The organism is Lujinxingia vulgaris (genome assembly GCF_007997005.1).
Classification (GTDB): domain Bacteria; phylum Myxococcota_A; class Bradymonadia; order Bradymonadales; family Bradymonadaceae; genus Lujinxingia.
In genome coordinates this window covers 251,106-273,881 of record NZ_VOSL01000054.1, presented here as the reverse complement: position 1 = coordinate 273,881, position 22,776 = coordinate 251,106, and the positions used below count along the sequence as shown (strand labels likewise).

Annotated in this window: 17 protein-coding genes; 8 read left to right on the top strand and 9 right to left on the bottom strand. The window is 64.7% G+C overall.

Annotated features, from left to right (window positions below):
- Positions 1 to 2: 2 nt before the first annotated feature.
- The 4 genes from FRC96_RS13625 to FRC96_RS13610 all read right to left on the bottom strand — a co-directional run bounded on the left by FRC96_RS13625 (position 3) and on the right by FRC96_RS13610 (position 4,754).
- Positions 3 to 851 carry an Hsp33 family molecular chaperone HslO gene (locus FRC96_RS13625; RefSeq protein ID WP_146975095.1) on the bottom strand — a complete coding sequence of 283 codons (849 nt, stop codon included), beginning with the start codon at positions 849 to 851 and terminating at the stop codon, positions 3 to 5.
- Between the two features lie 213 nt (positions 852 to 1,064).
- Positions 1,065 to 2,252 carry a lipid-transfer protein gene (locus FRC96_RS13620; RefSeq protein ID WP_146975094.1) on the bottom strand — a complete coding sequence of 396 codons (1,188 nt, stop codon included), beginning with the start codon at positions 2,250 to 2,252 and terminating at the stop codon, positions 1,065 to 1,067.
- Complete coding sequence (locus tag FRC96_RS13615; RefSeq protein ID WP_146975092.1) at positions 2,249 to 3,883, bottom strand: 1-acyl-sn-glycerol-3-phosphate acyltransferase; 1,635 nt, start codon at positions 3,881 to 3,883, stop codon at positions 2,249 to 2,251. Before FRC96_RS13615 ends, FRC96_RS13620 begins: the two co-directional genes overlap by 4 nt.
- Before the next feature lie 28 nt (positions 3,884 to 3,911).
- A complete protein-coding gene (locus tag FRC96_RS13610) occupies positions 3,912 to 4,754 on the bottom strand; it encodes a hypothetical protein (protein ID WP_146975090.1) in 843 nt (280 codons plus the stop codon).
- A gap of 284 nt (positions 4,755 to 5,038) precedes the next feature.
- Between FRC96_RS13610 and FRC96_RS13605 the strand changes: the two genes are divergently transcribed.
- The 5 genes from FRC96_RS13605 (at position 5,039) to FRC96_RS13585 (ending at position 13,757) form a co-directional block, all read left to right on the top strand.
- Positions 5,039 to 6,616, top strand: coding sequence for a hypothetical protein (locus FRC96_RS13605; RefSeq protein WP_146975088.1), 1,578 nt, complete (start codon positions 5,039 to 5,041; stop codon positions 6,614 to 6,616).
- Positions 6,617 to 7,049: 433 nt separating this feature from the next.
- Entirely contained in the window at positions 7,050 to 8,798 is a 1,749-nt protein-coding gene (locus FRC96_RS22185) for a hypothetical protein (protein WP_230470236.1), read from the top strand.
- A 493-nt stretch (positions 8,799 to 9,291) separates the two neighbouring features.
- On the top strand, positions 9,292 to 10,359 hold the full coding sequence (locus FRC96_RS13595; protein ID WP_146975087.1) for a hypothetical protein: 1,068 nt from the start codon (positions 9,292 to 9,294) through the stop codon (positions 10,357 to 10,359).
- 116 nt (positions 10,360 to 10,475) lie between these two features.
- Positions 10,476 to 11,414, top strand: a complete 939-nt coding sequence (locus FRC96_RS13590; RefSeq protein ID WP_146975085.1) for a hypothetical protein — start codon at positions 10,476 to 10,478, stop codon at positions 11,412 to 11,414.
- A gap of 228 nt (positions 11,415 to 11,642) precedes the next feature.
- A complete protein-coding gene (locus FRC96_RS13585) occupies positions 11,643 to 13,757 on the top strand; it encodes a hypothetical protein (RefSeq protein ID WP_146975083.1) in 2,115 nt (704 codons plus the stop codon).
- Between the two features lie 92 nt (positions 13,758 to 13,849).
- On the opposite strand, the gene FRC96_RS13580 is transcribed toward FRC96_RS13585, so the two are convergent.
- The gene (locus tag FRC96_RS13580; RefSeq protein WP_146975082.1) at positions 13,850 to 14,152 is read right to left on the bottom strand and encodes a hypothetical protein; all 303 of its coding nucleotides are present in this window, start codon (positions 14,150 to 14,152) and stop codon (positions 13,850 to 13,852) included.
- A gap of 222 nt (positions 14,153 to 14,374) precedes the next feature.
- Positions 14,375 to 14,839, bottom strand: coding sequence for a ferritin-like domain-containing protein (locus tag FRC96_RS13575; RefSeq protein ID WP_146975080.1), 465 nt, complete (start codon positions 14,837 to 14,839; stop codon positions 14,375 to 14,377).
- A gap of 385 nt (positions 14,840 to 15,224) precedes the next feature.
- Between FRC96_RS13575 and FRC96_RS13570 the strand changes: the two genes are divergently transcribed.
- Complete coding sequence (locus FRC96_RS13570; protein WP_146975078.1) at positions 15,225 to 18,524, top strand: ATP-binding protein; 3,300 nt, start codon at positions 15,225 to 15,227, stop codon at positions 18,522 to 18,524.
- Positions 18,525 to 18,547: 23 nt separating this feature from the next.
- Here FRC96_RS13570 and FRC96_RS13565 read toward each other — a convergent pair whose 3' ends face one another.
- A complete protein-coding gene (locus FRC96_RS13565) occupies positions 18,548 to 19,291 on the bottom strand; it encodes an RCC1 domain-containing protein (protein ID WP_146975077.1) in 744 nt (247 codons plus the stop codon).
- A gap of 124 nt (positions 19,292 to 19,415) precedes the next feature.
- Between FRC96_RS13565 and FRC96_RS13560 the strand changes: the two genes are divergently transcribed.
- Positions 19,416 to 20,183 carry a hypothetical protein gene (locus FRC96_RS13560; protein WP_146975075.1) on the top strand — a complete coding sequence of 256 codons (768 nt, stop codon included), beginning with the start codon at positions 19,416 to 19,418 and terminating at the stop codon, positions 20,181 to 20,183.
- A 69-nt stretch (positions 20,184 to 20,252) separates the two neighbouring features.
- Here the strand turns inward: FRC96_RS13560 and FRC96_RS13555 are convergent, their stop codons facing one another.
- Positions 20,253 to 20,870: a DUF924 family protein gene (locus tag FRC96_RS13555; protein WP_146975073.1), complete on the bottom strand. Its 618-nt coding sequence runs from the start codon at positions 20,868 to 20,870 to the stop codon at positions 20,253 to 20,255.
- A gap of 128 nt (positions 20,871 to 20,998) precedes the next feature.
- Between FRC96_RS13555 and FRC96_RS13550 the strand changes: the two genes are divergently transcribed.
- Positions 20,999 to 21,922, top strand: a complete 924-nt coding sequence (locus FRC96_RS13550; RefSeq protein WP_230470235.1) for a class I SAM-dependent methyltransferase — start codon at positions 20,999 to 21,001, stop codon at positions 21,920 to 21,922.
- A gap of 137 nt (positions 21,923 to 22,059) precedes the next feature.
- Here FRC96_RS13550 and FRC96_RS13545 read toward each other — a convergent pair whose 3' ends face one another.
- On the bottom strand, positions 22,060 to 22,728 hold the full coding sequence (locus FRC96_RS13545; protein ID WP_146975072.1) for an O-methyltransferase: 669 nt from the start codon (positions 22,726 to 22,728) through the stop codon (positions 22,060 to 22,062).
- Positions 22,729 to 22,776 lie beyond the last annotated feature (48 nt).

Sequence of the window (22,776 nt, the reverse complement as noted above, 5' to 3'; positions counted from 1 at the left end):
GGTCACCCCAAAGTGGCCGGATCGATGCTGTAGGTGACGTTGCAGTAGTCGCAGCCGATCTCAATCGGCTCGTCGCTGGCTGCCAGCTCGGCGCGCTCCGCCGGGCTCAGCGTTGCCAGCGCGCCCAGGATGCGCTCTTCGCTGCAGTTGCAGCCAAAGCCAAAACGATCTTCGCCCAGGATACGGTAGGGCACCTCCTCGAAGATCGCGCTGAGGATGGTCTCATTCTCGAAGCTGCCGACCTCAAAGACCTTCTGCGTGCCGGTCTGCTCCAGACGCTCGGTGACCACCGCCAGGGTGTCGACGTGAGCGTCGGGCAAGAGCTGCACAAGGAACCCACCGGCGTAGGTCAGCTGCCCCTGATCGTCAAAGAGGGTGCGCAGCCCGACCACCGAGTTGATCTGCTCGCTCTGCTTTAAGTACCCGGCGATCGACTCGCCGAGCCCGTAGCCTTCGAGCGTCTCGACGATGCCCTGGTGAAGTTTGCCGGTGTAGGTGTCGCGGTGGACGCTCAGCAGCGTGGCCGCGCCCAGCGGGATGGTGTCGTCGCGCTGCTGCTGAATCAGCGCGCGGGTCACCCCGTCGGGGTGGCTGTCGGCGACGAGCGAGCCGCGCTCGGGGTGTTTGAGTACCGTCTGCAGCCGGTAGTCCGGGCTCATCGCCAGGCGTAAGAGCACGGTGGCCGTAGCCAGCTCGGCCAGCCTTGGCGAGATCTCGGAGCCGGCGCGCTGAGCCTCAAGGATGCCGCGGGCGGTGGTGGTCGCGTTGATGGCGATGACGCGGAATGAGCCATCTTCGCTCATCGCGCGCAGGCCCTGATCGTCAGTGATGGGGTGTGATGGGGTGCTCATGGATGCCGCTTTCCGTAAGGGGTCGATGAAGGGAGCCTCGCGCTCCGAAGGGAGGGAAACACCCCACGCCGGGGTCTATTTCCCGGGGAGACTCGCGACGGTCGTGCCTGGCTCGCGGGCCTCCCCGGGTGGGAGAGGGGGCAGGGTGTGGGGAGGTTCCCTGCTTTGCAAGGTGTTGATTTTGCTTGTGAATGCGTGATTGGGTGAGCGGTCTTAGTTGCGGCGGTAGAGCGTGACGACGGCCGCACCACCCAGACCAAGGTTATGCTGAAGCGCGATTTCGGCACCCTCGACCTGGCGCTGATCGGCCTGACCGCGTAGCTGCCAGGTGAGCTCGGCGCACTGCGCAAGCCCGGTGGCGCCCAGGGGATGCCCCTTGGAGATCAGCCCGCCCGAGGGGTTGACCACCCACTTGCCGCCATACGTCACATCGCCGGCGTCAATGAGGCCGCCGGCCTGACCTTCCTCGCAGAGCCCCAGCGCCTCGTAGGTGATGAGCTCGTTGGTCGAGAAGCAGTCGTGAAGCTCGATCACGTCGACATCCTCGATGCTCAGGCCACTCGCCTCAAAGACCTGCGCGGCGGCGAGTTTGCTCATCTGGAAGCCGACCAGATCGATGGCGCTCTTACCGAAGGAGGCCGGGGTGTCGGTGGTCATGCTCATCGCGGCGATCTCGATGGCCTGATCTTCAAGGCCCAGCTCGCGCACCTTCTCCTCGCTCATCAGCACCGCGGCGGCGGCCCCATCGGAGGTCGGGCAGCACTGCAGCATGGTCAGCGGGTGGTGCACCGGGCGCGACTCTAGAATGGCCTCCAGGCTGTACTCGTCCTGAAACTGGGAGCGAGGGTTTTTGGTGGAGTGGAGGTGGTTCTTATGCGCGATCTTCGCAAAATGCTCCACGGTCGTGCCGTAGCGCTCCATATGCTCCAGACCGGCGTTGCCGAAGATCTGCGGGGCAGGCGGCGCTTTGGCAAAGCCGCGCTGGGCAGCCATCGTCTCAAAATGGCGGCCGAGCGGGTTGGCCCGGTCGTCCTGCCCGTCGGTCTTGAGCGAGCCGCGCTGCATCTTCTCGAAACCCAGCGCCAGGGCGCAGTCGAGGATGCCTCCGGCGATGAGCTGGCGCGCCATGAAGAGGGCGGTCGAGCCCGTGGAGCAGTTGTTGTTGACGTTGTAGATCGGCACCCCGGTCAGCCCCAACTCGTAAGCGGCGCGCTGCCCGCTGGTGGAGTCGCCGTAGACGTATCCGCAGAAGACCTGCTCGATGGCCTTGTAGTCCACCCCGGCGTCTTCCAGGGCCTGGGTGCCGGCCTCACGGACCATATCGGGGTAATCCCACTCGCGACGGCCGGGCTTCTCAAAGTTGGTCATACCGACGCCGACGACATAGACTTTGCGAGTCATTCTTGCTCCTGAAGTTGGGGGGATGAATCGTGGGTGAGCCCGGCGCTGGTGGGGGCGCTCTCGGCCCGGGCAGGGGGGCTCATCGCGGCCTTCGGCGCTTCGCCGGGAGGGCTCGCCAGCTCCGGCTGCCAGGGCAGCGCGTAGGCGGCGTCCTCCTCAAAGAGGTGGCCGAAGCGGGCGATGAGGTAGTCGATCTTGACGTTCTCAAAGGTCTCAATGAGGCGCTCACGCTCGCGACGCAGGTCTTCGAGCAGGTTCGTCTGGGTCCGAAAGAGCGTCCGCGAGAGGATGCGATCGCGGTAGACGAGGATCTTTCGCCACCAGGTCAGAAAGAAAAACGCGGTCAGTGGCAGGCTGCCGACGAAGAGCACCATTGCCCAGATCGGCGGCCTCGCGCTGCTCCAGACATACCAGCCCAGGAAGACGTACCAGAGCGGAAACGCATAGAAGCTGTTGATCAGCGCGATAAAGGCGCGTTTGGCCTCTTCGGGCTGGTGCGAGACGATGGCGCGCACCAGCAGGTAGGGCACCAGGTTTGTGATCATGCCGTAGATGGCCAGCGGCCCCAGGCCCAGCGCATACGCGGTGAGTTTGATGGCCTCGCGACGGCTGCTCAGGTTCTCGGGGCTGTGCTCATGGACGATGTCGTGGCGCAGGCGCACCTGCTTTAAGTGATCTTTATAACGACGGATGTCCATGCGCACCCGGGCGACCATCGCCGGGTTGCGCTGCTCATAGTAGTCCACCGCGTCGGCGATGGCCTGCTCAATGGTGAAGCGGTCATCGAGGTCGGGGCGAGGGCCGTCGGCGGCGCGTACGCGATCGAAGAGCTTGTGGGTCAGCGGGCGCACGTCGACATCGTAGTCTCCCATAAACTCTTTGAGGAGCTCGTTGCCGTAGATGCGGTGGATGTCCATCACAAGCTGGCGGTTGCGCTCGTCATGGACGTGGGTCGCCACATCGCGCAGGCGCTGAAGGATGAGTTGGGTCAGCTCGTAGACCGCCTGGCGGGGATCGGTGCGGTGCAGGTCGGCAAAGTCGCGTACGTCGATGGGTTTGCCGTAGCGGATCAGGACGCTGGAGAGAAAGCGGTCGCGGTCGGCGAAGTTCAGCCCGACCGGTTGAATCTGCACGCCCAGGCGGTAGTCGTTGCGGGCCTCGGCCTCCAGGGCAAGGCGCGCGGTGCCGGTCTTGAGCTCACGGACCTGGCGATCGGGGGAGTTGGCACCCTCGGGGAACATGCCGATGCAGCCCCCGGCCTCCAGGAGCTCATAGGCGCGGTAGAAGCTGTTCCGGTTGCGGGCGGGCTGTCCGCCCAGCTCGCTGGCGCGGTAGATGGGGATGACGCCCACACCGTTGAGCACCGCGCGCACCACGGGATGTTTGAAGATGCCGCTGCGCGCCATGTAGTTGATGCGAAAGGGGGTCTCGGTGGCCAGCAGCACCGTGTCCATGATGGAGTTGGGGTGGTTGGCGGCCAGGATCAGCGGTTGGTGCTCGGGGACATTCTCATGGCCCACCACCTGGATGTCGTAAAAATAGAGGCGCACCGACCAGTGCGCCAGAAAGCGCACGCCGCGATAGAATGGCGGCATGGCGGTGGCGTGCTTCTGGAGATCAGCGTCAGCCACTGCAAATGTCCTGAGAAAAAACCGGCGTTCAGGCGCCCTGAGACTCGGCGCGCTGAGCCACGGTGTACGCGTCGGCGATCGACCACATCGAGACGACCCAGCCCATCCAGAAGAGCCAGAGCATCATGCTGGTCGCGAACATCAGCCCGCCCTTTAAGGGCTCGCCGTTGTAGACCTGCCCGAGGCCGGTGAAAAGGAAGCTGAGCAGCCCGGCGACAAAGGGGCGACGGTCGGGGCGCACGTGCTGCTGAGGGAGGTTGTCGCGGAAGGGGACAAGCTCCTGGCGGCCTGCGTCGGCCGCCGTGGAGTAGGGCGAGTTTGAGAATGGCGCGGGGGGCGCCGAGGGCGATGAGGTTGGCCGGTGATGCGGGTGTGCGGGCTGCGCATACCCCCGGCCGGAGGTGCGGATCGGTCCTACTGAGCCATCGGTTCCATCGGCTGAGGCGCTGTACGAGATCGGGGGAGCCTCCCGGCGTTGCGCGCTGCCGTAGGCTTGCGCGGGATGGGATGAGCCCGCCGCATAATGCGCAGGGGAGGACACTCCGTAAGCGCCGTCCTGAGCTTCGGCCGCATAGGGCGACGACGAGCGCTGCCGGCCAGGGTGTTGCGAGAGGACCGCCTGGGAGGCCTCGGTCTGCGGGCTGTGGGGCTGTCGAGGTTTGGGAGGCAGGGTGCCCGGCGGCAGGCGGTAGCCGAAGTCGTGATCCCCGCTGAAGTCGAGCGCCAGCAGATCCTGGGTGACCATCTCGTCGAGCAGCGCCTCGGCCTCGCGCACCGGCACACCCATCCGATACGCCAGGTGGGCTGGCGAGAGGGTGGTGACGCCTTCTTCGAAAAAGATGCCGAGAACGGCCTGGTGACGACTGGACATGATGGGGAGTGCTCCTCGGTGGGGGGCGATGGGCCGACGCGGCCCGCGCGCAGGGCAACAATGCGCAGCGCGGGCGCGGCATTCCCAATCCTGCAGGCATGCTAACGCGAGGGGGCAAATGTTGTAAATGTTCGCGCTCGGGAGGTGGGGCGGTTGCTGACGCGAGGGGCATGGTTACGTTTAGTTGCGACTGCGGGGGCTTCCTGCAGAGCAGACGCGATGCGGGCTGCGTGAGCGTGGGGTCGCAGCCCACGAGCAGAAACACACAACGTGAGGGGGGATGCATGTCGAGATTCACACCGTGGTGGTGTGCGCTGGTGATGTGTGGGGCGCTGGTAGGTTGTGATGAGGTGGCGGAGCGGGAGCGGGGCGTTCCGGGAGAGAACTCGGCTCAAGAGCAGACCGGGTTGAGCATGTTGCTGGCGGTGCAGGGGCCCTCCGATGTGCGGGCGATGCGCTATGAGGTGAGGCGCTGCGGGGAGTCGGAGACGGTCCTGGAGGAGGTTCGGCTCCTCGAAGATCTGCAGCTGCCCGGAGAGATCCCCGAGTTCGTCAACTCACCGCTCGACGAAGACTCGGAGCATCAATTCGCAGACTACTTCACGGTGCTGGAGGCGGGTTGCTACGACGTGACGATCACGCCGATGCGGGGGCGAGATACGCCTTCGACGAAGTGCGCGCCGGCCAGCGCAGAGGATGTGGAAGTGGAAGAGGGCGCCACCACCGAGATCCTCATCATCAGCCAGTGTGAGGGGGAGGAGGTCGGGGGGCTTGATGTGATCGCCACGCTCAATCATCCCCCGGAGATCACGAAGCTGACCTACCACCCGGGCAAGTTTCTGAGCTGCCCGGCGACGTTGAAGTTGTGTGCGACGGTGCGTGACGCCGATCAGGATCCGGTGCGCCTGACCTGGAAGCAGCTCAGCGGTCCGCCGGTGCTCAGCGGTCCGGAGGTGATCCACCGCTACACCTTCCACGGTAAGACCGTGGAGTGTGTGCGCTATGAGCTCGATGATGTCTCGGCGAGCTACTTCTTCGGCCTCAAGGCGCAGGACCTCTTTCATCTGGATGACGAGCTGGTGACCGCTGAAGAGTGGTATGCCGCCAACGGCTATGGCGAGGTTCGCTCGCGCGCCACGCTGAAGTTCCCCGCGTATGTGAGCTGCCCCTCGGAGCCTGACGCCGGCGATGATGTGGGCACCGACGTCGGCGGGGAGCTTGATGTCGGGGAAGACACCGGCGGCGAGCCTGATGTGGGCGAACCGGATGTCGGCGAGCCCGATGTGGGTGAACCGGACGTCGGCGAACCGGATGTCGGCGAGCCTGATGTGGGCGAACCGGACACTGGCGAGCCGGGGGATGTGTGCCCGCATACGCGCGGCTACTGGCGGAACCACAACCGTTTTGAGACCGGCAACCAGTATTACCCCTGGCCGATTGACGAAGACACCCCGCTCTGTGGCGAGACCTGGCTCGACATTCTCGGAACGCCGCCTATGGGGGATGCCTGGTACATCCTCGCGCCCCAGTTCATCGCCGCCAGCCTTAATGTTGCCGATGGGGCCTTCGCGCCGCCGGCGGTGCTCGCCGCGCTCTCTCAGGCCGAGACGCTCCTGGAGCAGTGCAATGAGATCCCGCCGGCCAGCGTTGATGGGGCCGTCGCCACAGCCCTGGCAGGCATCCTGGACGCGTTTAACAACGGCCTGCTGACGGAGTGCGACGACGAAGACGACGATGATGATGATGATGACGATGACGATGATGATGACGATGACGATGATGATGACGACGATGATGATGACGATGATGATGACGACGATGATGATGACGACGATGACGATGACGACGATGACGACGACTGAGTGGTCGACAGGGGCAGAGGGTTAAGTCGCTGCCAGCACTGAGACATCTCGCGCCGCCCCCGATGTTGGGGGCGGCGTTTGTCGTTGCGCGACGAACGGTCAGCGCGTTTTGGTTTCGCTTATAGTGTGATTAGTGCGAATTGTTTGGCGTGCTCAACCTGCTGATTACATTAGGAACTCGAAAGCGCGACGTTGCCGTATGAGTGTTGGTGTAGAGCCAGACGCGCTGTGTTCGTTCCTGAAATCCTCGCGAGGATGCTGGATCACCGCCATCGCACAGGGAGTGCGGCGGTTGGTCGTTGTCGCACGAAGTTGCCGCAGAGATGACGCACGCGCGTGGGGCGCGTGGGATCTCGGGCTTCCTCGCAGAGGGCCCACCCTGACTGGAGGTGTGTCCACTGCCTGTCCATCGCGTCGTATGAGGAGGTAGAGGATGAGAGGAACGATCAGGTTGGCCCTGAGCCTGGCCTGCGCAGGAGCGCTGGTAGGCTGTGGCATGGAGAGCCTTGACCCACCGGCCCCCGATCCCTCGGGAGGTGGAGGTGAGACAGGCCTGGCGCTGACGGTCGACTTAAGTGAGGTCGAGTCGGTCGCCGGGGTGCGTTTTATGATCGAGACCTGTGAGGGGGAGGAGGTCGTCGTCGATGAGCGCACGCTCGACGAGCTGGACTTCCCGGACGACGAGGCCTTCGAGCAGTTGGAGGTCGCCGGTCAGCAGGGAGTGATCTTTGCGGACTACTTCGTGGTGCTCGAAGAGGGGTGCTACGACGTGGAGATCGTGCCCATTGATGAGGATGGCGAGGAGGTCGAGCTCTGTGAGCCGTCCTTTGCCTCCGGGGTGGAGGTGCGCGCCGGGGAGACGACCGAAATCGCGATGGTGAGTCAGTGCGGGGGCGACAACTTCGGTGCTATGGACGTGCTCGGGGTGCTCAACTTCTCGCCGACGCTGACGCACCTGGACTTTGAGCCTTCGAAGTTGGTGGCCTGCGAGCAGCTCACGATATGCGCCACCGCGGTCGACAGCGACGCCGACGATATTGAGTTTGAGTGGGAGCAGCTCTCCGGCCCGACACCGCTTGAGGGCGTCGAGGTGAGCTCAACCAGCGATCCGAACGCCGAGGGTGAGGTGGTAGAGTGCGTGACCCTGACCCCGGGCAACACCGCAGCCTACGCCTTCGAGGTGCGCGCCTACGACGTCATTGTCGACGCCGATGGGGAGCGTGTGCGCGTGGAAGATCTGCTCCGCGAGAACGACGACTCCGCCCGCTCCCACGCCCGGCTGAGCTTCCCGGTGTATTCGACCTGCGAGGAGCCTCCGGCCGATGAGGATGAGGAAGACGTGCTTGGCGAGGTGGAAGATGAGCCGGCCGACGACCACGACAAAGATAAGGAGCGCCCTGAGGAAGACGTGCTTGGCGAGGTGGAAGAGCCCGAAGAGGAGGAGCATAAGAAGAAAGACCACCGCGACGAGGAAGAAGAAGACGTCTTAGGCGAGGTGGAAGAGCCGGAAGAGGAAGAGCACAAGAAGAAAGACCACCGCGACGAGGAAGAAGAAGACGTCTTAGGCGAGGTGGAAGAGCCGGAAGAGGAGGAGCATAAGAAGAAAAACCACCGCGACGAGGAGGACGAGGAAGATGTCCTTGGCGAGGTGGAAGAGCCTGACGAGGAAGAGCATCGGAAGAAGGACCACCGCGATGAGGAGGAGGAAGATGTCCTCGGAGAGGTGGAAGAGCCCGAAGAGGAGGAGCATAAGAAGAAAGACCACCGCGATGAGGAGGAAGATGTCCTCGGAGAGGTGGAGCAATGCACGCGCGATCTTCAGTACTGGCGCGACAATAATCGCTATGAGGGAGACCCGGACCGACAGGTCTCCTGGCCGATCAGCGAGGACACGGAGCTGCACGGGATGACCTGGGTGGAGCTGGTGGAGGAGCGGGTGCCGAAGTCGCGGGCCTGGGCCTTCATGGCGCAGCAGTACATCGTGGCGCGGTTGAACGAGGCCTCCGGTGCGCCGGTGCCGGCGGAGGTAGCTGCAGTGATGGCGGAGGCGGAGAGCCTGCTGGGCGTCGATGATCCCGATACGATTGATCGGGTGCGGGCCAAAGACCTGATGTTTGTGATGCGCTCGTACAACGGGGGCCATATCGGCCCGGGAGCCTGCGGTGATGGGGGCGGCGACTGAGCGAGCGCCGCGTAGCGCGCGGCGCTTGATGTGCTGAGCGCGGTGCCGACGCCCTCGGGGTCCATGGGGACCGCCGAGGGCGTTTTTCGTTCGTGCGCGGTGGGTGCCGGTGCAACGCGTTCGGCGAAGAGGGAGGGGGCGAACTCGCTTCGCGACGTGGGCAGCCGGTGCTCAGGCCAGGAAGGCTGGGGAGTGGCGAACCCCCGGTGCAGAGCGCGTGGCGAGTGACATCACGGTCGGATCAGAATTCACAGAATTCCATAAAATGGCCTAAATCTGATTGCTCACGAAGTTCTGAGGATTACGTTTTATCTATGACCTGATGAGGTAGGGGGGACGATGTCGCGGCGGTCCTACCGCAAGGGTCGGGTGCCGGCACACCACGAGGTTGGTGTCGGGCCATTAAGCCGAGAGGGAACGGGGTGGGAGGAGCGCGAGGGGTCTCGCCAGGTCCCGCTGCCCGGGAACTCGATATCCGAGAGGGGGAGACGCGATGAACATTCATCGACATAAATGGGGGCTTGCGGTTGCCGCCGGATGCTTGGCCAGCTGTGGCGTCTTGCAGGAGCCCGGGCCGGGAGATGAGCGAGGTGGAGCGTCGATGGAGCTGACGGTGGATATCACCGGCGGCAGCGATGTCTCGGGCTTTCTCTTTGAGATTGAGCGATGCGGCGGAGGTGGCGAGCGCATAGAGGCGCGTCGCGATCTGGAGGATCTGCGCATCCCGGGGATGATCCCCACTCTGGAGGATAACCCCCTGGATCGGGGTTCGGCGCACCTCTTCTCGGACTTTTTTACGGTCGCAGATCCGGGGTGCTACGACATCCGCGTGCAGCCTCTACAGGCCAACGGAGAGCCTTCGACGCAGTGTTATGAGGGACGCGCCACGTCGGTACAGGTTCGCGAGAAGCAGACCACCGAGGTGTTGATCCTGAGTCAGTGTGATGCGGACCATACGGGCACCCTCGATGTGATCGCGGCGTTGAACCAGCCACCGGTGATCGTGTCGATGGAGTACAGCCCCTCGAAGTTCATTTTTGAGTGTGAAGAGGTTGAGATCTGTGTGACGGCACGCGACGTCAACGCCGACCCTATGAGCTTTGAGTTTGATCAAGTTGGCGGTCAGGAGCCCTTTATGGGGCCGGAGCTTGTGAGCGTGGAGCAGGACGGGGAGCTTGCGCGGGCGTGTATGAAGGCCGCGCCCCTGTGGAACGGCACCTACGAGTTCCGGGTGCGGGTCTACGACATGCTGCACCAGGGCGGGGAGCTGGTGCGTATGGAGGACTATATTGGTCGGCCCTCGCATGCCGAGATGGTCTTCCCGGTGCATACCAACTGGGACATCGAACTTGAGTGCTACGATGAGGCCAGCGGTGAGTTTCATCTTCTGCCGGGGGTGCGCGAGATTCAGCGAGCGCCGGGGTGCAACCCGATCTGGCCGGCGCAGTTCTTCTGCAGCCCTTATAAGTGGGACGATGTGGAGCGGACCTGCCCCGGTGGCGTGTTTCAGCCGCAGGAGGTCTACCCGGCCTGTGATGAGGTCTTACCGGCGGGCGACTGACGCCGAGGACGATAGAGAGCCCTCGTGTTGAGGGCTCCTGAAAGCACCAGTACCTCGGCCCGACCGTGGGGGTGGGGCCGAGGGTTGAAACAACCCGAAACATGAGGGGAATGCATATGAAGCGTCACGGATGGGTGTGGCTTGCGGCGGGGCTGTTTGCGATGAGCGGGTGTGGTGTGGATCTGGTGGAGGATGGACCCTCGGATTCGGGTGAAGTGAGCTCGTCGGGGATCGCGCTCTCCTTTGACTACTCGGGAGATTCCGACGTTAAGAAGATCAAATACATCGTCAAAACCTGCCACGGACGGCCGGTGCTTGAGGAGGTGCGTCGCCTCGAAGATCTCCAGCTTCCCGGGATGATCCCGGAGTTCATGGACTCGCCGCTTGATGGCGACTCCAGCCACCTCTTCGCCGATATGTTCACGGTGCTGGAGGAGGGGTGCTACCACGTCAAGATCGTGCCCCTGAACAAGTATGGACGGCCGTCGCGGGACTGCGACGAGGCGTATATGAACTACGTCAAGGTCGACGAGGGGCGCACCACCGAGGTGATGTTGATCAGCCAGTGTGATGCCACCGAGGAGAACGGTGCGCTCGACGTGATCGGGGTGCTCAACCACCCGCCGGTGATTCGCGCGGTGAAGTTCGATAAGTTCAACACCGAGTGCGATGAGGTGAAAGTCTGCGTGGTGGCCTACGACCCGGACGGCGATCCGCTGAAGTTCCGCCTGGAGCAGAAGAGCGGCCCGCCCCTTTTGAGTCAGCCCCGCAAGGTCGGCTATGACAACGACAACGGCGGCCCGGTCTCCACGCTTGGTCATGAGTTCAACGGCGGCAACGGTAACGGCTCGATCGACTACCAGTGCTTCAAGCTCCGCCTGGGTGAGCGTGGTGACTACGAGTTCAAGGCCAGCGTCTACGACATGATGTGGGATGGCGACGACATGGTGCCCTTCGGCTACGACTCCAAGGCCTCTCTGAAGTTCCCCATCTACGCCGGGGAAGGCGAGGACGGCTGCTGCCCGGTCAACGGGGAACCCAACGGGCCGCGCTGATTCAGGTCGGTGTCACCCTCCGAAGTTAAGTGGTCTTCGGAGGGAGAGTGAGCGGTTTTGCAGAGCCGGGTCCTTCGGGGCCCGGCTTTGATGCTCTGGGCGCCGGGGCTGTACACCCCGCCGCGGGCTCGCCATAGTGGCAGGGTAAGGTTGATGCGGTGATGCCGAGGCGTTCCAGGCGGGCGCCGGTGAACCATGAGCGAAGCGATCCGATGCAGGAGTGAAGCGATGTCAGCAGGATGTTGGATGAAGTTGGCCCGGTATGCGGCGATGCTCGGGATGGTGATGGCGGCGGGCTGCTCCGATGAGCCGGGCGATGACGCCGTGGTGGATGCCGGAGCGGATGCCGACGCACAGGTCGACGGGGGGGATGCGGGCCCGGAGGTGGTCGGCCGACAGATGCGCTTTGACGTCGACTCCGAGGCGTATTTTGACCTGCCGATCCCCAGTGATGTGCGCAGCATCGACGGGTTTGAAGGCGTCTACTCCAGCTGGCCGGGAGCCGAGGGGATCGACATCCTGGAGAAGTGGTTTGATGCCGCCGACACGCGCCTGGAGGGCTGGGGGGTGGTCGGCGGGATCTTTGCGCACTTTGATGGCGCGCTCGATCCCGCGACGGTCATTGAGGATGAAGAAGCCTCGCTGAACTTTGACGAGGGCGCGCCGTCGATTTTTCTGGTAGACGTGGATCCGCAGAGCTCGGAGCAGGGGCGGGTGCTGCCGATCGCGTGTGAGTATCGGCCGGAGGCCGGCACCTACCATGAGGCCCATATGGTGGCCTGCCTCTCGCCATTCGGCGTGGTGCGGCGCGTGAACACCCGCTACGCGCTGGTGTTCAGTGATGCGCTCCAGGATGAGGAGGGGGCGCCGATTGTGCGCTCTGCGGACCTCGACCGGCTGCTGAATGGCGAGGACGTGGGGGCGGTGGATGGCGAGCCCTACCTCCAGGCGATGGAGGTCATTGAGGACCTGGGGGTGGAGCCCGATGCGGTGCGGGGGATGACGCTCTTCACCACGCATGATCCGACGGTGCGGCTGCGCAAGATCAACGCCTGGTTCAACGAGGTGGAGGAGCCTCAGGTCAACGAGGAGCCCGGCTTTGAGCTTGTGGAGGTGTTTGATGACTACGTGGTGCTGCGGGCGACTTACGATGTGCCCACGGTGCAGACGGGAAGTCGGCCTTACTCCAGCCCGCCCTCGGGGTCGCTGGCGTTGGATGAGGATGGGGCGTTGATGCAGGTCGATACCCAGACGATCCGCTTCTTTGTCAGCGTGCCGCGCCAGGCGATGCCTGACGGTGGGTTCCCGGTGTTGATGTACATGCACGGCTCCGGTGGACGCGCCGAAGAGCTCTTTGAGCGGGGGCCGAAGCCCGATGCGGATACCGACGCGCCGCCGGGAAGCGGTCCGGCCGGGGTGGTCGCGCCTTACGGGGTGGCAGGCTTTGCGGCCGACTTTAATCTTCACGGCACGCGCCACACCTCCCCGGATACGACGGGGCTGATGCTGTACAACCTGATCGGCAACCCGGGCGCGGCGGTGGATAACTTTAACGTCGCCGCCAGTGAGATCACGTTGCATGCGCGGCTTTTGCAAGAGCTGACGATCGACCCGGCGGTAGCCCCGGAGTATCTGGACGCGGGGGATGCGTCGGACGGACTGATTCGTTTTGCCGGCGACCGCATCTCGGCGATGGGTCAGTCGATGGGCTCGACGATCGGACTCCCGGCGTTGACCGTCGATCGCAACATCGCCGCCGGCGTGTTTTCGGGCTCGGGGGGCGTGCTCATTGAGGTCGCGCTGAAGTCGGTCAAGCCTGTGAATGTGGGCGACGCGCTGCGGGTGGCGATTCGCATGAACCCCCGCGAAGAGCTCAACCGTTTCGATCCGATCTTAAGCGCGGTGCAGCATGTGTGGGACCTTGTGGACCCGGTCGCCCACGGCCGCCACCTGCTGGAGGAGCCGCATGAGGGCGTGCCGGCCAAGCAGGCGTTGCAGCACTCTGGGATTGATGATGGCTACTTCAGCCCGGGCTCGCGCGCGGCCTTCTCGGTGGCGATGGGCGGTGAGATCGTGGAGCCCCTGCTGGAAGAGGATGCGCTGGAGTGGATGCGCTGGGTGGGACGTGATCAGGTGCTGGAGCTGCCGGTGGCGGGCAACCGCGACGGGGTCACGGCGGTGGTGACGCAGTACGAGCCGGAGGTGCTCGACGGCCATAATGTGGCGTATCAGGTGGCCGAGGCCCAGGCGCAGTACGGCTGCTTTGTGTCGCGCGTGCGGGCCGGGGAGGCCACAGAGCTGCGCAGCGTCGAGGCCTCGTCGGTGGAGGCGTGCGCGCCCTGAGCCGCGCTTCGGTGTGATGGGTGAAAAAAAACGCCCCCCGGTTGCTCGGGGGGCGTTTTTGTATCTGTGGCGATGCGAAGGGGGCGAAACGCTCAGCAGGAGCGGCGCAGGTCGGCCATCGAGATGACCTTATCGTCGCGGCGCATCGGGTGGACGCGAGGGGCCGGTGCGTCGCGGCCGTCGGGATCCATCAGGTTGAGCGCGTCGCGGAGCTGGCCAATCTGACCCGCGCAGAGGCGAATGCGGCGCTGGGTGAGCCAGCCGAGCTCCTTGCCATCGCGCTGCAGGCGAAGCTCCAGAGTGGGCGTCTCGCCGGGCTCAGAGACCTGGACCAGTTCAACGCGGGTGTCGGCTTCAAAGCCGAGGAGATCGCCGAGGAGTTTTTCGTAGGTCATGGTTGCGTTCTGCCTGAGAGAAGAATCGCGCATCGCGGACGTTGATATTGATAATGACTTTCAAAACGCAGTCAAGGTGAAATTGAAAACGAGTATCAATTCTTCCGGAGGCCGGGTGGCGTCGCGTCTCGGCACATAAAAAGCCCCTCGCCAGGCTGGCGAGGGGCTCTCAGGTCTTGGAGGCGCATCCGGTCAGGGTGCGCTTCATCGACGCGGTGAGGATCAGGCGGTGGTGCCTTTGCTCTTGTCGATGTCGCCGGCGGCGAACTTCACCTTGCCGGTGAGCTTGCGCAGGTGATCGACGTGCTCCTGCTCCTCGGCGATGTGTTCTTCGATCCAGTACATCGTGCCGGGGTTGGCGGCTTCGGCGACTTCGTGGCAGGCCTGCCAGGCGTTGAGCGCGTCGATTTCCAGGGCGAGCGCGGCTTCGAGCATGCCCTGAATGTCGGCGGCCTGACGGATGGTGGCCGGCTCCACGGTGGGGACGCCGCCCAGAACCGCGATCTTCTCGCCGACGGCTTCGGCGTGGTCGCGGGCTTCTTCGCTCGACTCGTGGAAGAACTCGCGGAAGATCTCGCGCTCGTAACCGGTGACCATCACCGCGGCTTGCATGTACTGAATGACGCCGGCGAGCTCCCAGGCCATGGCGTTGTTGAGGCGTTTGATCAGTTCATCTTTCGAGCTCATGAGGTGCTCCGTTTTTGATATTCATTATCGTTGATCAGGCAGGCGTACTCTACGGATCCAAGGTATAAGAGCGCATCGGGATGGGTCAACCGGGGTGGTGGATGGATGGGGCCAATCCGATGAAAAGCCGGGGTGTTTGAGACGAAGGGTGGGGATAAGACGTCCGGGGGGCTTGCTTTGATGGGCGGGATGGCGATGATCGAGGCTCGCAAGGTACACCGTAGGGATGAGGTCATCGGACCGCGGCGTAGCGCGGAGGGCGATGACGCGACCTATCAGGTGTGTTAACGTCGCGCTCTGACGACAAGTCGCGACAACTTAAAGGGCGCCGTGCGCGAGGGCGCGTGCGTGGACTGAGTGACGAAGGCGCGCAAGGGGAGAGGACGTGCGAGTTCGCAGTTACCGGCTGGAAGAGGCACAGCAGACATCGCTCGGGGGGAGGCTCTGGAAGGTTCTGGACGAGAGTTCCGGGCGCAGGCTGGAGCTGCGCGCGGCGCACACTGCAGATGCGCCTGCGGGGATGTTGCAGATGTACCGCCGCCAGGCGCAGGGGGCGGCGGGGATCTTTCACGCCGGGGTGGCTCCGCTTTACGACTTCGGGGAGGTGACGCTGGAGGAGGCAGGTACCTGCCAGGGGGCGCTGCTTGCCGGCGACGCGTTCTGGGTGAGCGCGCCGATGGCGGGGGGCGTACCGCTGCAGGCGTGTATGGCGAGGTTGGAGTGGCCGCAGTTTCGCGCGGTGCTGCTGCGCATGCTTGAGGCGTTGGCCTTCGGGCATGCGCGCGGCGTGGTGCATCGTCGGCTGAGTCCGGAGTTGGTGACGGTTCGACTGAGCGCGGAGGACGAGGTTGAGGCGGTGCAGCTGCTGGAGTTCGGGCTGCTTCCGCCGCGTCGCCTCGATGGTGAGAACAGCGTGATCTCGGCCTATCAGGCGCCGGAGGTGGTGGAGGGGCGCTGGCGAGAGCAGGGGGGCTGGAGCGATCTTTATAGCGTGGGGGTGATCGCGTTTCAGTGGCTCTACGGGCGTCTTCCCGCTGAAGAGCGCGGGCGACCCAGCCGGGGGGAGCAGCATCATTTTGTGCCTTCCGGGTTCGCCAGCTGGGTGCTCAGCTGCATGGATGAGTCGCCGGTTGATCGTTTTCGCTATGCGGCGGACGCCCGGCAGGTGCTCAGCGCGCTGGATGTGCACTTCTGGGGGCCGCCGCGGGGGGCTGTGCGGCGAGATATGGGGTGGCGTCGCGATGAGGTGGTGGATCTGGGGGCGTTTCGCGAGCTCTGGCGCTCCGAGGAGCTTTATCGTTTTCGGGAGGTGCCGCTGGTCGGGCGCGAAGAGGCGCGGGACGCGCTCTGGGACACACTGGCCGGGGTGCATCAGGACGGTCGCCCGCAGGTGATGGTACTGCGCGGGCCGTCGGGAGCCGGGAAGACGCGGCTGATGGCCTGGCTTGCCCGCAGGGCGCATGAGCTGGGGCTGGCCGAGGTGATGCGGGCCACGCACAGCCCGGTGGCGAGCGCGGCCGATGGGCTCTCGCGAATGTTCTCGCGCTATTTTCGGGCGACGGGCCTCTCCAACGAGGGGGTTGAGCGGCGGGTGTTTGAGGAGCTGAGCGGCCGAGGGCTGGAGGAGCCCCAGGCGCAGGCGGCGGCCGAGGCGCTGGCCGGCTGGATGCTGCCCTGGAGTGAGCGCTCGCGTTTGCCGGCCGGGGGAGCCAATCGCGCCGCGGCGATGCAGCTGGCGCTCGGGGAGCTGGGCCGAGAGCGGCCGCTTTTGATCTGCGTGGAGGACGGCCAGTGGGCCAGTGAGACCCTCGACTGGGTGGAGCGGGTGCTGGAGTCGCCGCTGCGCGTGTCGGTGATGGTAGTGATCACGCTCAATGATGAGGCGCTGGTGGAGCGTCCGATTGAGACGGTGCAGATCGATCAGCTTCTGGAGCGCGATGAGGTGGAGGAGCTTGTGGTGCCGCCACTGACGCTCTCCGAGCAGCTCTCATTCATCTCGATGCTGGCGCCCCTGGAGGAGGAGCTGGCCTACGATCTGGCGCAACGCGCCGGCGGCAACCCGATGTTTATCGTGCGCATGTTGATGCGCTGGGTGCATGAGCGGCTGCTCCTACGCTCGGAGCGCTACCCGGATCAGCTCACGCTCAAGGCCGGCGCGCGCGCCACGCTGCCCGAGGGGATGCTGGAGGCGTGGGACGAGGCGATTGAGCAGCTTATCATCCAGTTTGATGCGGAGGTTCGCGACGATGCGCGCCGGGCCATGGAATGCGCCGCCGCGCTGGGGCTGACGGTGATGCACGAGGAGTGGCTTGAGGTCTGCGAGCGCTGCGAGATCTCGGTGCCGGAGCCCCTGTTGCAGGCGCTGCTCGCCAACCGCCTGGTGGCGGAGCATTACGAGGAGCGCTCCTTTGAGTTTGTGCACCCGATGTTGCGGGAGGCGCTGGCCCGGGAGGCGCGAGCTCAGGGACGTTATGCGGCGATTCATCGCGCGTGCGCTGCCGTCGTCAAAGATCGGGCGCGGGAAGATGATGTGACGATGGCGGAGCGCCTGGGCGTGCATCTTTTTGAAGCTGGCGAGAACGACGAGGCGATGGAGCATCTTCTGCGGGGGTGTCAGCTGGCCGGAAACCTGGGGGAATCGCGCCGCGCGCTGGGGTTGATCGCGCGCTATGAGCAGGCCTGCGATCGCCTGGGTATTGAGGAGCACGACGTGCGCCGGCTGCGTGGGATGCTGCGGCAGAGCTGGGCGCTGCAGGCCGCCGGTCAGATGGAGGCGGCCGAGCCTGTGGTCGCGCGGGCTCGAGAGCTGCTGCGGCCTGAGGACGAAGATGAGCTCCTGGTGCCTGCCCTCTGGCTGGAGTCCTCGCTGGCGTTTGCGCGCGGCGACTTCGAAGGGGCGGAGCGCATCCTGTTGCAAGCCCGGGATGCCTGCCAGGATGAAGCGCGCCGAGGCGAGCTGGCCGGCACGATGCTGCGGCTCGCCAGCGCGTGGAACGAGCGTGGGGAGCGGGAGAAGGCCGTCGATGCGTATGCGCAGGCCCGGGAGATCTGGCGTGAGTTTGGAGATAAGGGAGGGCAGGCTGTGGCGACGGTGGGGCTTGCCACGGCCTGTCTTCAGGTCGGGGAGCCGGAGCGTGCCAGCGCGTTGATGGAGGAGGTTCGCGAGGATGCGCAGCTCTTTGAGCGCGTGTCGCCGGGGACCTTCTTCAACACCTATGGGGAGATCTTCCGCGAGCAGCAGAGATGGGACGAGGCGGAGGCGATGTATCTGGAGTCTATCGCCCGCTGGGAAGACGTGATGGCGCCGGAGGCGAACATCGCGCGCTCGAATCTGGGCATGATGATGGTCTCGCAGCGACGCTTCTCGGAGGCGATGGTCCTGTTGAGTGAGGCTGAGGGGGCGTGGAGCCGTGCGGGCATGGTGCGCGAGCAGATCTACACGCTCTCGGGCATGCTCGCCTGCCTGGCATCCGGCGGGAGCTGGACGGTCTGGCGCGAGTATGCAGCGGTCGTGGAGGGGTATGTGCGCGCCAACGGGATGCAGGCCCCCGATCTGCGCGAGATGTTTGAGGTCAACCTGGCGATCGCCCGTGAGAGTGGTGATGCCGACGTCATTGCCACCTCCGAGGCGCTGTTGCAGACCCAGACGCAGACGGAACGCGATGTGGAGCCGGTGGGGGGGTAGGCGCCTCGTTGGGGGCTCAGGACTCAGGGTGTGGGTGGCGCCGGGGGGCCCCAGCAGAGGGATGTTCCGTCGGGTCGTTGCGCGCAGATGCGCTGGTGGGTGGTGACGAGGTTCACGAAGCGACCTTCGGGTAGCGCAAAGGGTGACCTCGGCGTGGCGCCCCAGCAGTGGATTTGACCGGACTGTCGCAGCGCGCAGGCTTGCTGGTCTGTGGCGACAACCTGGCGGAACGCGCCCGCTGGCGAGGTCATCGGGCCCTGTGCGTGGGTACCAGCGCAGCGCACGCGCGAGCCGGAGGTGAGCGCGCAGGAGAAGTGGTCACCGAGCGCCAGATCGACGTAGGTGTCGGCGGGAAGCGCGAGCTGGTGGTGGGAGCGGTCGCCAACACAATGCACCGAACCGGTGATGTCGAGCGCGCAGATGTGTTTTGCGCCGGCGGCGATGGTGGCGATGGGCGTGGCGGTCGGGAGCTCGGTGACGCCGGGGCCGGTGCAGCTTATGCGGGACTGCTGATCGAGGGCGCAGCTGGTGTCGCCGGCGACGATGAGCGTGGGTGTGGGCGAAGGGAAGAGGAGCTGCGGAGAGAGGGGGGCGTAGGGGTTGTGGGTGGCGAAGGCCTCGGCGGAGGCCGGCTCGCGAGGAGGGTGTCGGGCATGCGCTGACGGTGCCGGGCTCAGGAGCAACGTCGCGATGACGCCAACGAGGATCGTGGCGAGCGTGAGCACGGGCTGGCGCCGCTTTGAGTGTGCCAAGGTTACGTTCGACATGGACACCTCCCTGGTTGGGGGCCACCATTAGAAAGGAACGCATTAAATCTAAGAACCGGCGTCGATGGAGCGATGTGATCCCGGCGGCGGGCCGGATTGAGACAGGTTTGAGTGAGGAGCTTTTATGAAGATGATGCTGCGTGTGGTGAGCGTGCTTGTGCTGTGTGTGGGGCTGCTCGGGGCGTGCACTGACGATCCGGTCGATCCGACTCCGCTGGATGCGGGGTGCGGTGCGGCCTGTGAGGATGGTGGCGACGCTGCGGTCGATGAGGACACCGGGAGAAATCCGGGCGTCGGCGGGCAGGACACCGATCTCGACGTCGAAGACGCGAACGACGGTGACGCCGATGCTCAGGGCGACTCCGGTGAGCCGAACCCGGATGCCGATGACGGGGGCGATGATGTGGAAGACGCCTCAGAGCCCACCGACGCGGACGATGACGCAGGCGATGCGTCCGGCGGGGAGGAGGATGGCGGTGATGAGGGGGATGCCGGTGAGGATCCGAACGCGGGACGTCCGAGCGGGCAGTGTAACGTGAGCGCCGACTGCCCCGGCGGGGGACCGGGGGGGACCTCATGCACGCGCACCGCGCCCGGGGGGATCTGCGCAGGATGCAGCGAATTTGCCGGGTGTGAGGCGGGCTATGAGTGCACGTTCGGCTCGTGCGTGGCGTCGTGCTCCGGGGATGTGGAGTGCCCGCCCGGGATGCGCTGCTCGCGAGGAGCCTGCGTGATTCAGAGGTGCGAAGGCGGCATCTGCCCCGATCCGATGTTTGGTTGCAGTGAGTCGGGGTTCTGCAACCGGGTAAGCTGCGATGATCCGGGAGATTGCCCGCTGCGGACGACCTGCGAAGGTGGGATCTGCATCGAAGATCGGCAGCTGACGCTATGAGCCGGGCGCGCTGAGGCGTTCAGGATGGCTCCGGCGCCTGCGGGCAGGCGCCGGAGCGCGGAGAGGGGATCAGGCTTTTTGCCCGAAGTGCACGTCGTTGGCCTCCAGGTAGGCCTCTTCCTCGGGGGTGGAGGTGCGGCTGAGCAGCGCGTTGCGGTGCGGGAAGCGCCCGAACTGCGCGATGATATCGCGGTGCTGCACGGCGTAGTCGAGAAAGCCCTGAAAAAGCTCCACCTGACCGTCGGGGGCCTGGTGGGTGAGGTTTTCCATCAGGGTGACGCAGCGCTCCTGGAGATCCAGGGACTCGGCGTGCTCAAGTGGCAAATAAAAGAAGGAGCGCGCGATGGGAGAGAGGGCGGTGTCGTGGCCGACCTCAATGGCATCCAACGCGTACTTCAGCGCGAGCGCGTCGGCGGAGAAGGCCTCGCCGGTGCCGCGGTAGATGTTGCGAGTGAACTGGTCGAGGAGCAGCACCAGGGCCAGGCGGCTCTCGGCGCGCTCGAGCCAGCTCTGCAGGCCGCCGTCGCGGGCCTCTTCGACCAGCCCGGCAAAACGCTCGGTGATCTCGCGGTCAACCGCATCACCGCCTCCAAACCAGATCTGAAACTGCTCCTGGGGGAAGTTGCCGTCTTCCAGCGCGGAGGTGGTGCCGAACCAGTACTCAAGTACGTCTTGATACGAAGTCATCGGTTGCCTTTGAGTTTCGGGTGTTAAACGTCTGGGCGGAGTTTGTGCCCGGGCCGCTGACGATGCTACATCAGAGCGGCTGCAGCCCTGGTTTTTGCAGACGTTACGTACCTGATAAGGAGTGACAAGTGAACGTGAAGACGCGATGGATGTTGCTGGCGCTGGTGGTTGGACTTGCGGCGTGCTCGTCGAATGAGCCGAAGAGCGACGAGATGCCGGTCGAAGAAGAAGTGGCTGCCGAAGCCGAAGCGATGGAAGCGGAAGAGGAGGCCGATCCGGAGTCGGCGCCTTCGATGTCGGTGGAGGCCAAGCTGGAGGCGGCCGCCGAGGGCACGCATCGCTCCGAAGAGAACCGCGCTCGCAACGAGGCGCGTCATCCGGTGGAGACGCTGCTCTTTTTCGGTCTTAGCGACGATATGACGGTGGTGGAGCTGTCCCCCGGTCGCGGCTGGTATACCGAGGTGTTGGCACCGGTGCTGGCGGAGAATGGCAAGCTGGTGGCCGGTAACCTGCTGGCGGATCCGGAGGATCCCGAGAGCTACTATAGTAAGACGGCAGCGGCATACGAGGCATGGGTCGGTGAGAACACCGACACGCTGGGAGATGTCGAGGTTGGTACGTTTGCGCCTCCGAGCGTCGTTGAGATCGGAGAGGCGGAGAGTGCCGATATGGTCGTGACCTTCCGCAACATGCACGGTTGGTACAACAACGGCATACTGGATGCGGCGCTCGAAGCTGTTCATGAGACGCTCAAGCCGGGCGGGATCTTCGGTGTGGTGCAGCATCGCGCGGCCGAGGGCAGCGATCCTGCCGTCACCGCGCCCAAGGGCTACCTGCCACAGGACTTTGTGATCGCGACGGTGGAAGCGGCGGGTTTTGAGCTTGTGGAGAGCTCCGAGATTAACGCCAACCCCAACGACACGCGCGACTATGAAGATGGTGTGTGGGCGCTGCCGCCCTCGCTGCGCGGTGGTGAAGAGACCGCGGAGCAGTTTGAGGCCATCGGTGAGAGTGACCGCATGACCCTGAAGTTCGTGAAGGTCGCCGAATAAGGCGCAGACGCGTCGCCCTCGGACTCGAGGTCTGAGGGCGTTACGTGACCGGCGGATTTGAGCCAGGTTTACAGAGCCCGCCTTCCCGGAGAGGGGAGGCGGGCTCATTGTGTTTCAAGGCCGGGAGTGCGTGGGGATCAGGCGTCGCGTTTGCGACAAAGCGCCATGCCGTCGCCGATGGGCACCACGCTTAAGTCGATGCGCTCATCGCTGTGGATCTTCTCGTTGAGCGCGCGGATGGCGCTTGTGTCGGGGTCGTGCACCGAGGAGTCGGCGACCTTCCCACCCCAGAGCACGTTGTCGACGGCGACGAGTCCGCCGGGGCGGACCAGTTTGAGGGCGGCCTCGTAATAGTGATCCAGGGGCTCTTTGTCGGCGTCGATGAAGATGAAATCAAAGGTGTTCTGAGCGTCGCGCTGAAGGAGGCGATCCAGGGTCTGGCGCGCCGGCTCCACGTGCAGCTCAATGCGTTTCATCAGGTCGGCTTCCTCCCAGCAGTGGCGCGCCTGGGAGGCCCACTTCTCGTTGACTTCGCAGGCGACCAGGCAGCCGTCTTCGGGCAGCGCACTGGCAAGCCAGAGGGCGCTGTAGCCGGTGAAACTTCCGAGCTCCAGCGCGCGGCGTGCCCCCATGATCTGCAGGAGCATATGCAGAAACTGACCCTGCTCCGGGGCGATCTGCATGCTGCCCATCGGCAGCTCTGAGGTGTCATGGCGGCAGCGCTTAAAGCGGCTGGGCTCGCGCATCGAGAAGTGGCGCAGGTAGGAGAGGATGTTGTCGTCGAGGAAGATCGTAGACGTGCTCATGGGTCGACTCCCGGGGTGAAGTGATGACGATGCAACATCACAAAAGGT

Coding starts and splice junctions, on each gene's coding strand:
- FRC96_RS13625 (WP_146975095.1), bottom strand. CDS start 851: ATGAGCACCCCATCACACCCCATCACTGACGATCAGGGCCTGCGCGCG.
- FRC96_RS13620 (WP_146975094.1), bottom strand. CDS start 2,252: ATGACTCGCAAAGTCTATGTCGTCGGCGTCGGTATGACCAACTTTGAG.
- FRC96_RS13610 (WP_146975090.1), bottom strand. CDS start 4,754: ATGTCCAGTCGTCACCAGGCCGTTCTCGGCATCTTTTTCGAAGAAGGC.
- FRC96_RS13605 (WP_146975088.1), top strand. CDS start 5,039: ATGTCGAGATTCACACCGTGGTGGTGTGCGCTGGTGATGTGTGGGGCG.
- FRC96_RS22185 (WP_230470236.1), top strand. CDS start 7,050: ATGAGAGGAACGATCAGGTTGGCCCTGAGCCTGGCCTGCGCAGGAGCG.
- FRC96_RS13595 (WP_146975087.1), top strand. CDS start 9,292: ATGAACATTCATCGACATAAATGGGGGCTTGCGGTTGCCGCCGGATGC.
- FRC96_RS13590 (WP_146975085.1), top strand. CDS start 10,476: ATGAAGCGTCACGGATGGGTGTGGCTTGCGGCGGGGCTGTTTGCGATG.
- FRC96_RS13585 (WP_146975083.1), top strand. CDS start 11,643: ATGTCAGCAGGATGTTGGATGAAGTTGGCCCGGTATGCGGCGATGCTC.
- FRC96_RS13580 (WP_146975082.1), bottom strand. CDS start 14,152: ATGACCTACGAAAAACTCCTCGGCGATCTCCTCGGCTTTGAAGCCGAC.
- FRC96_RS13575 (WP_146975080.1), bottom strand. CDS start 14,839: ATGAGCTCGAAAGATGAACTGATCAAACGCCTCAACAACGCCATGGCC.
- FRC96_RS13565 (WP_146975077.1), bottom strand. CDS start 19,291: ATGTCGAACGTAACCTTGGCACACTCAAAGCGGCGCCAGCCCGTGCTC.
- FRC96_RS13560 (WP_146975075.1), top strand. CDS start 19,416: ATGAAGATGATGCTGCGTGTGGTGAGCGTGCTTGTGCTGTGTGTGGGG.
- FRC96_RS13555 (WP_146975073.1), bottom strand. CDS start 20,870: ATGACTTCGTATCAAGACGTACTTGAGTACTGGTTCGGCACCACCTCC.
- FRC96_RS13545 (WP_146975072.1), bottom strand. CDS start 22,728: ATGAGCACGTCTACGATCTTCCTCGACGACAACATCCTCTCCTACCTG.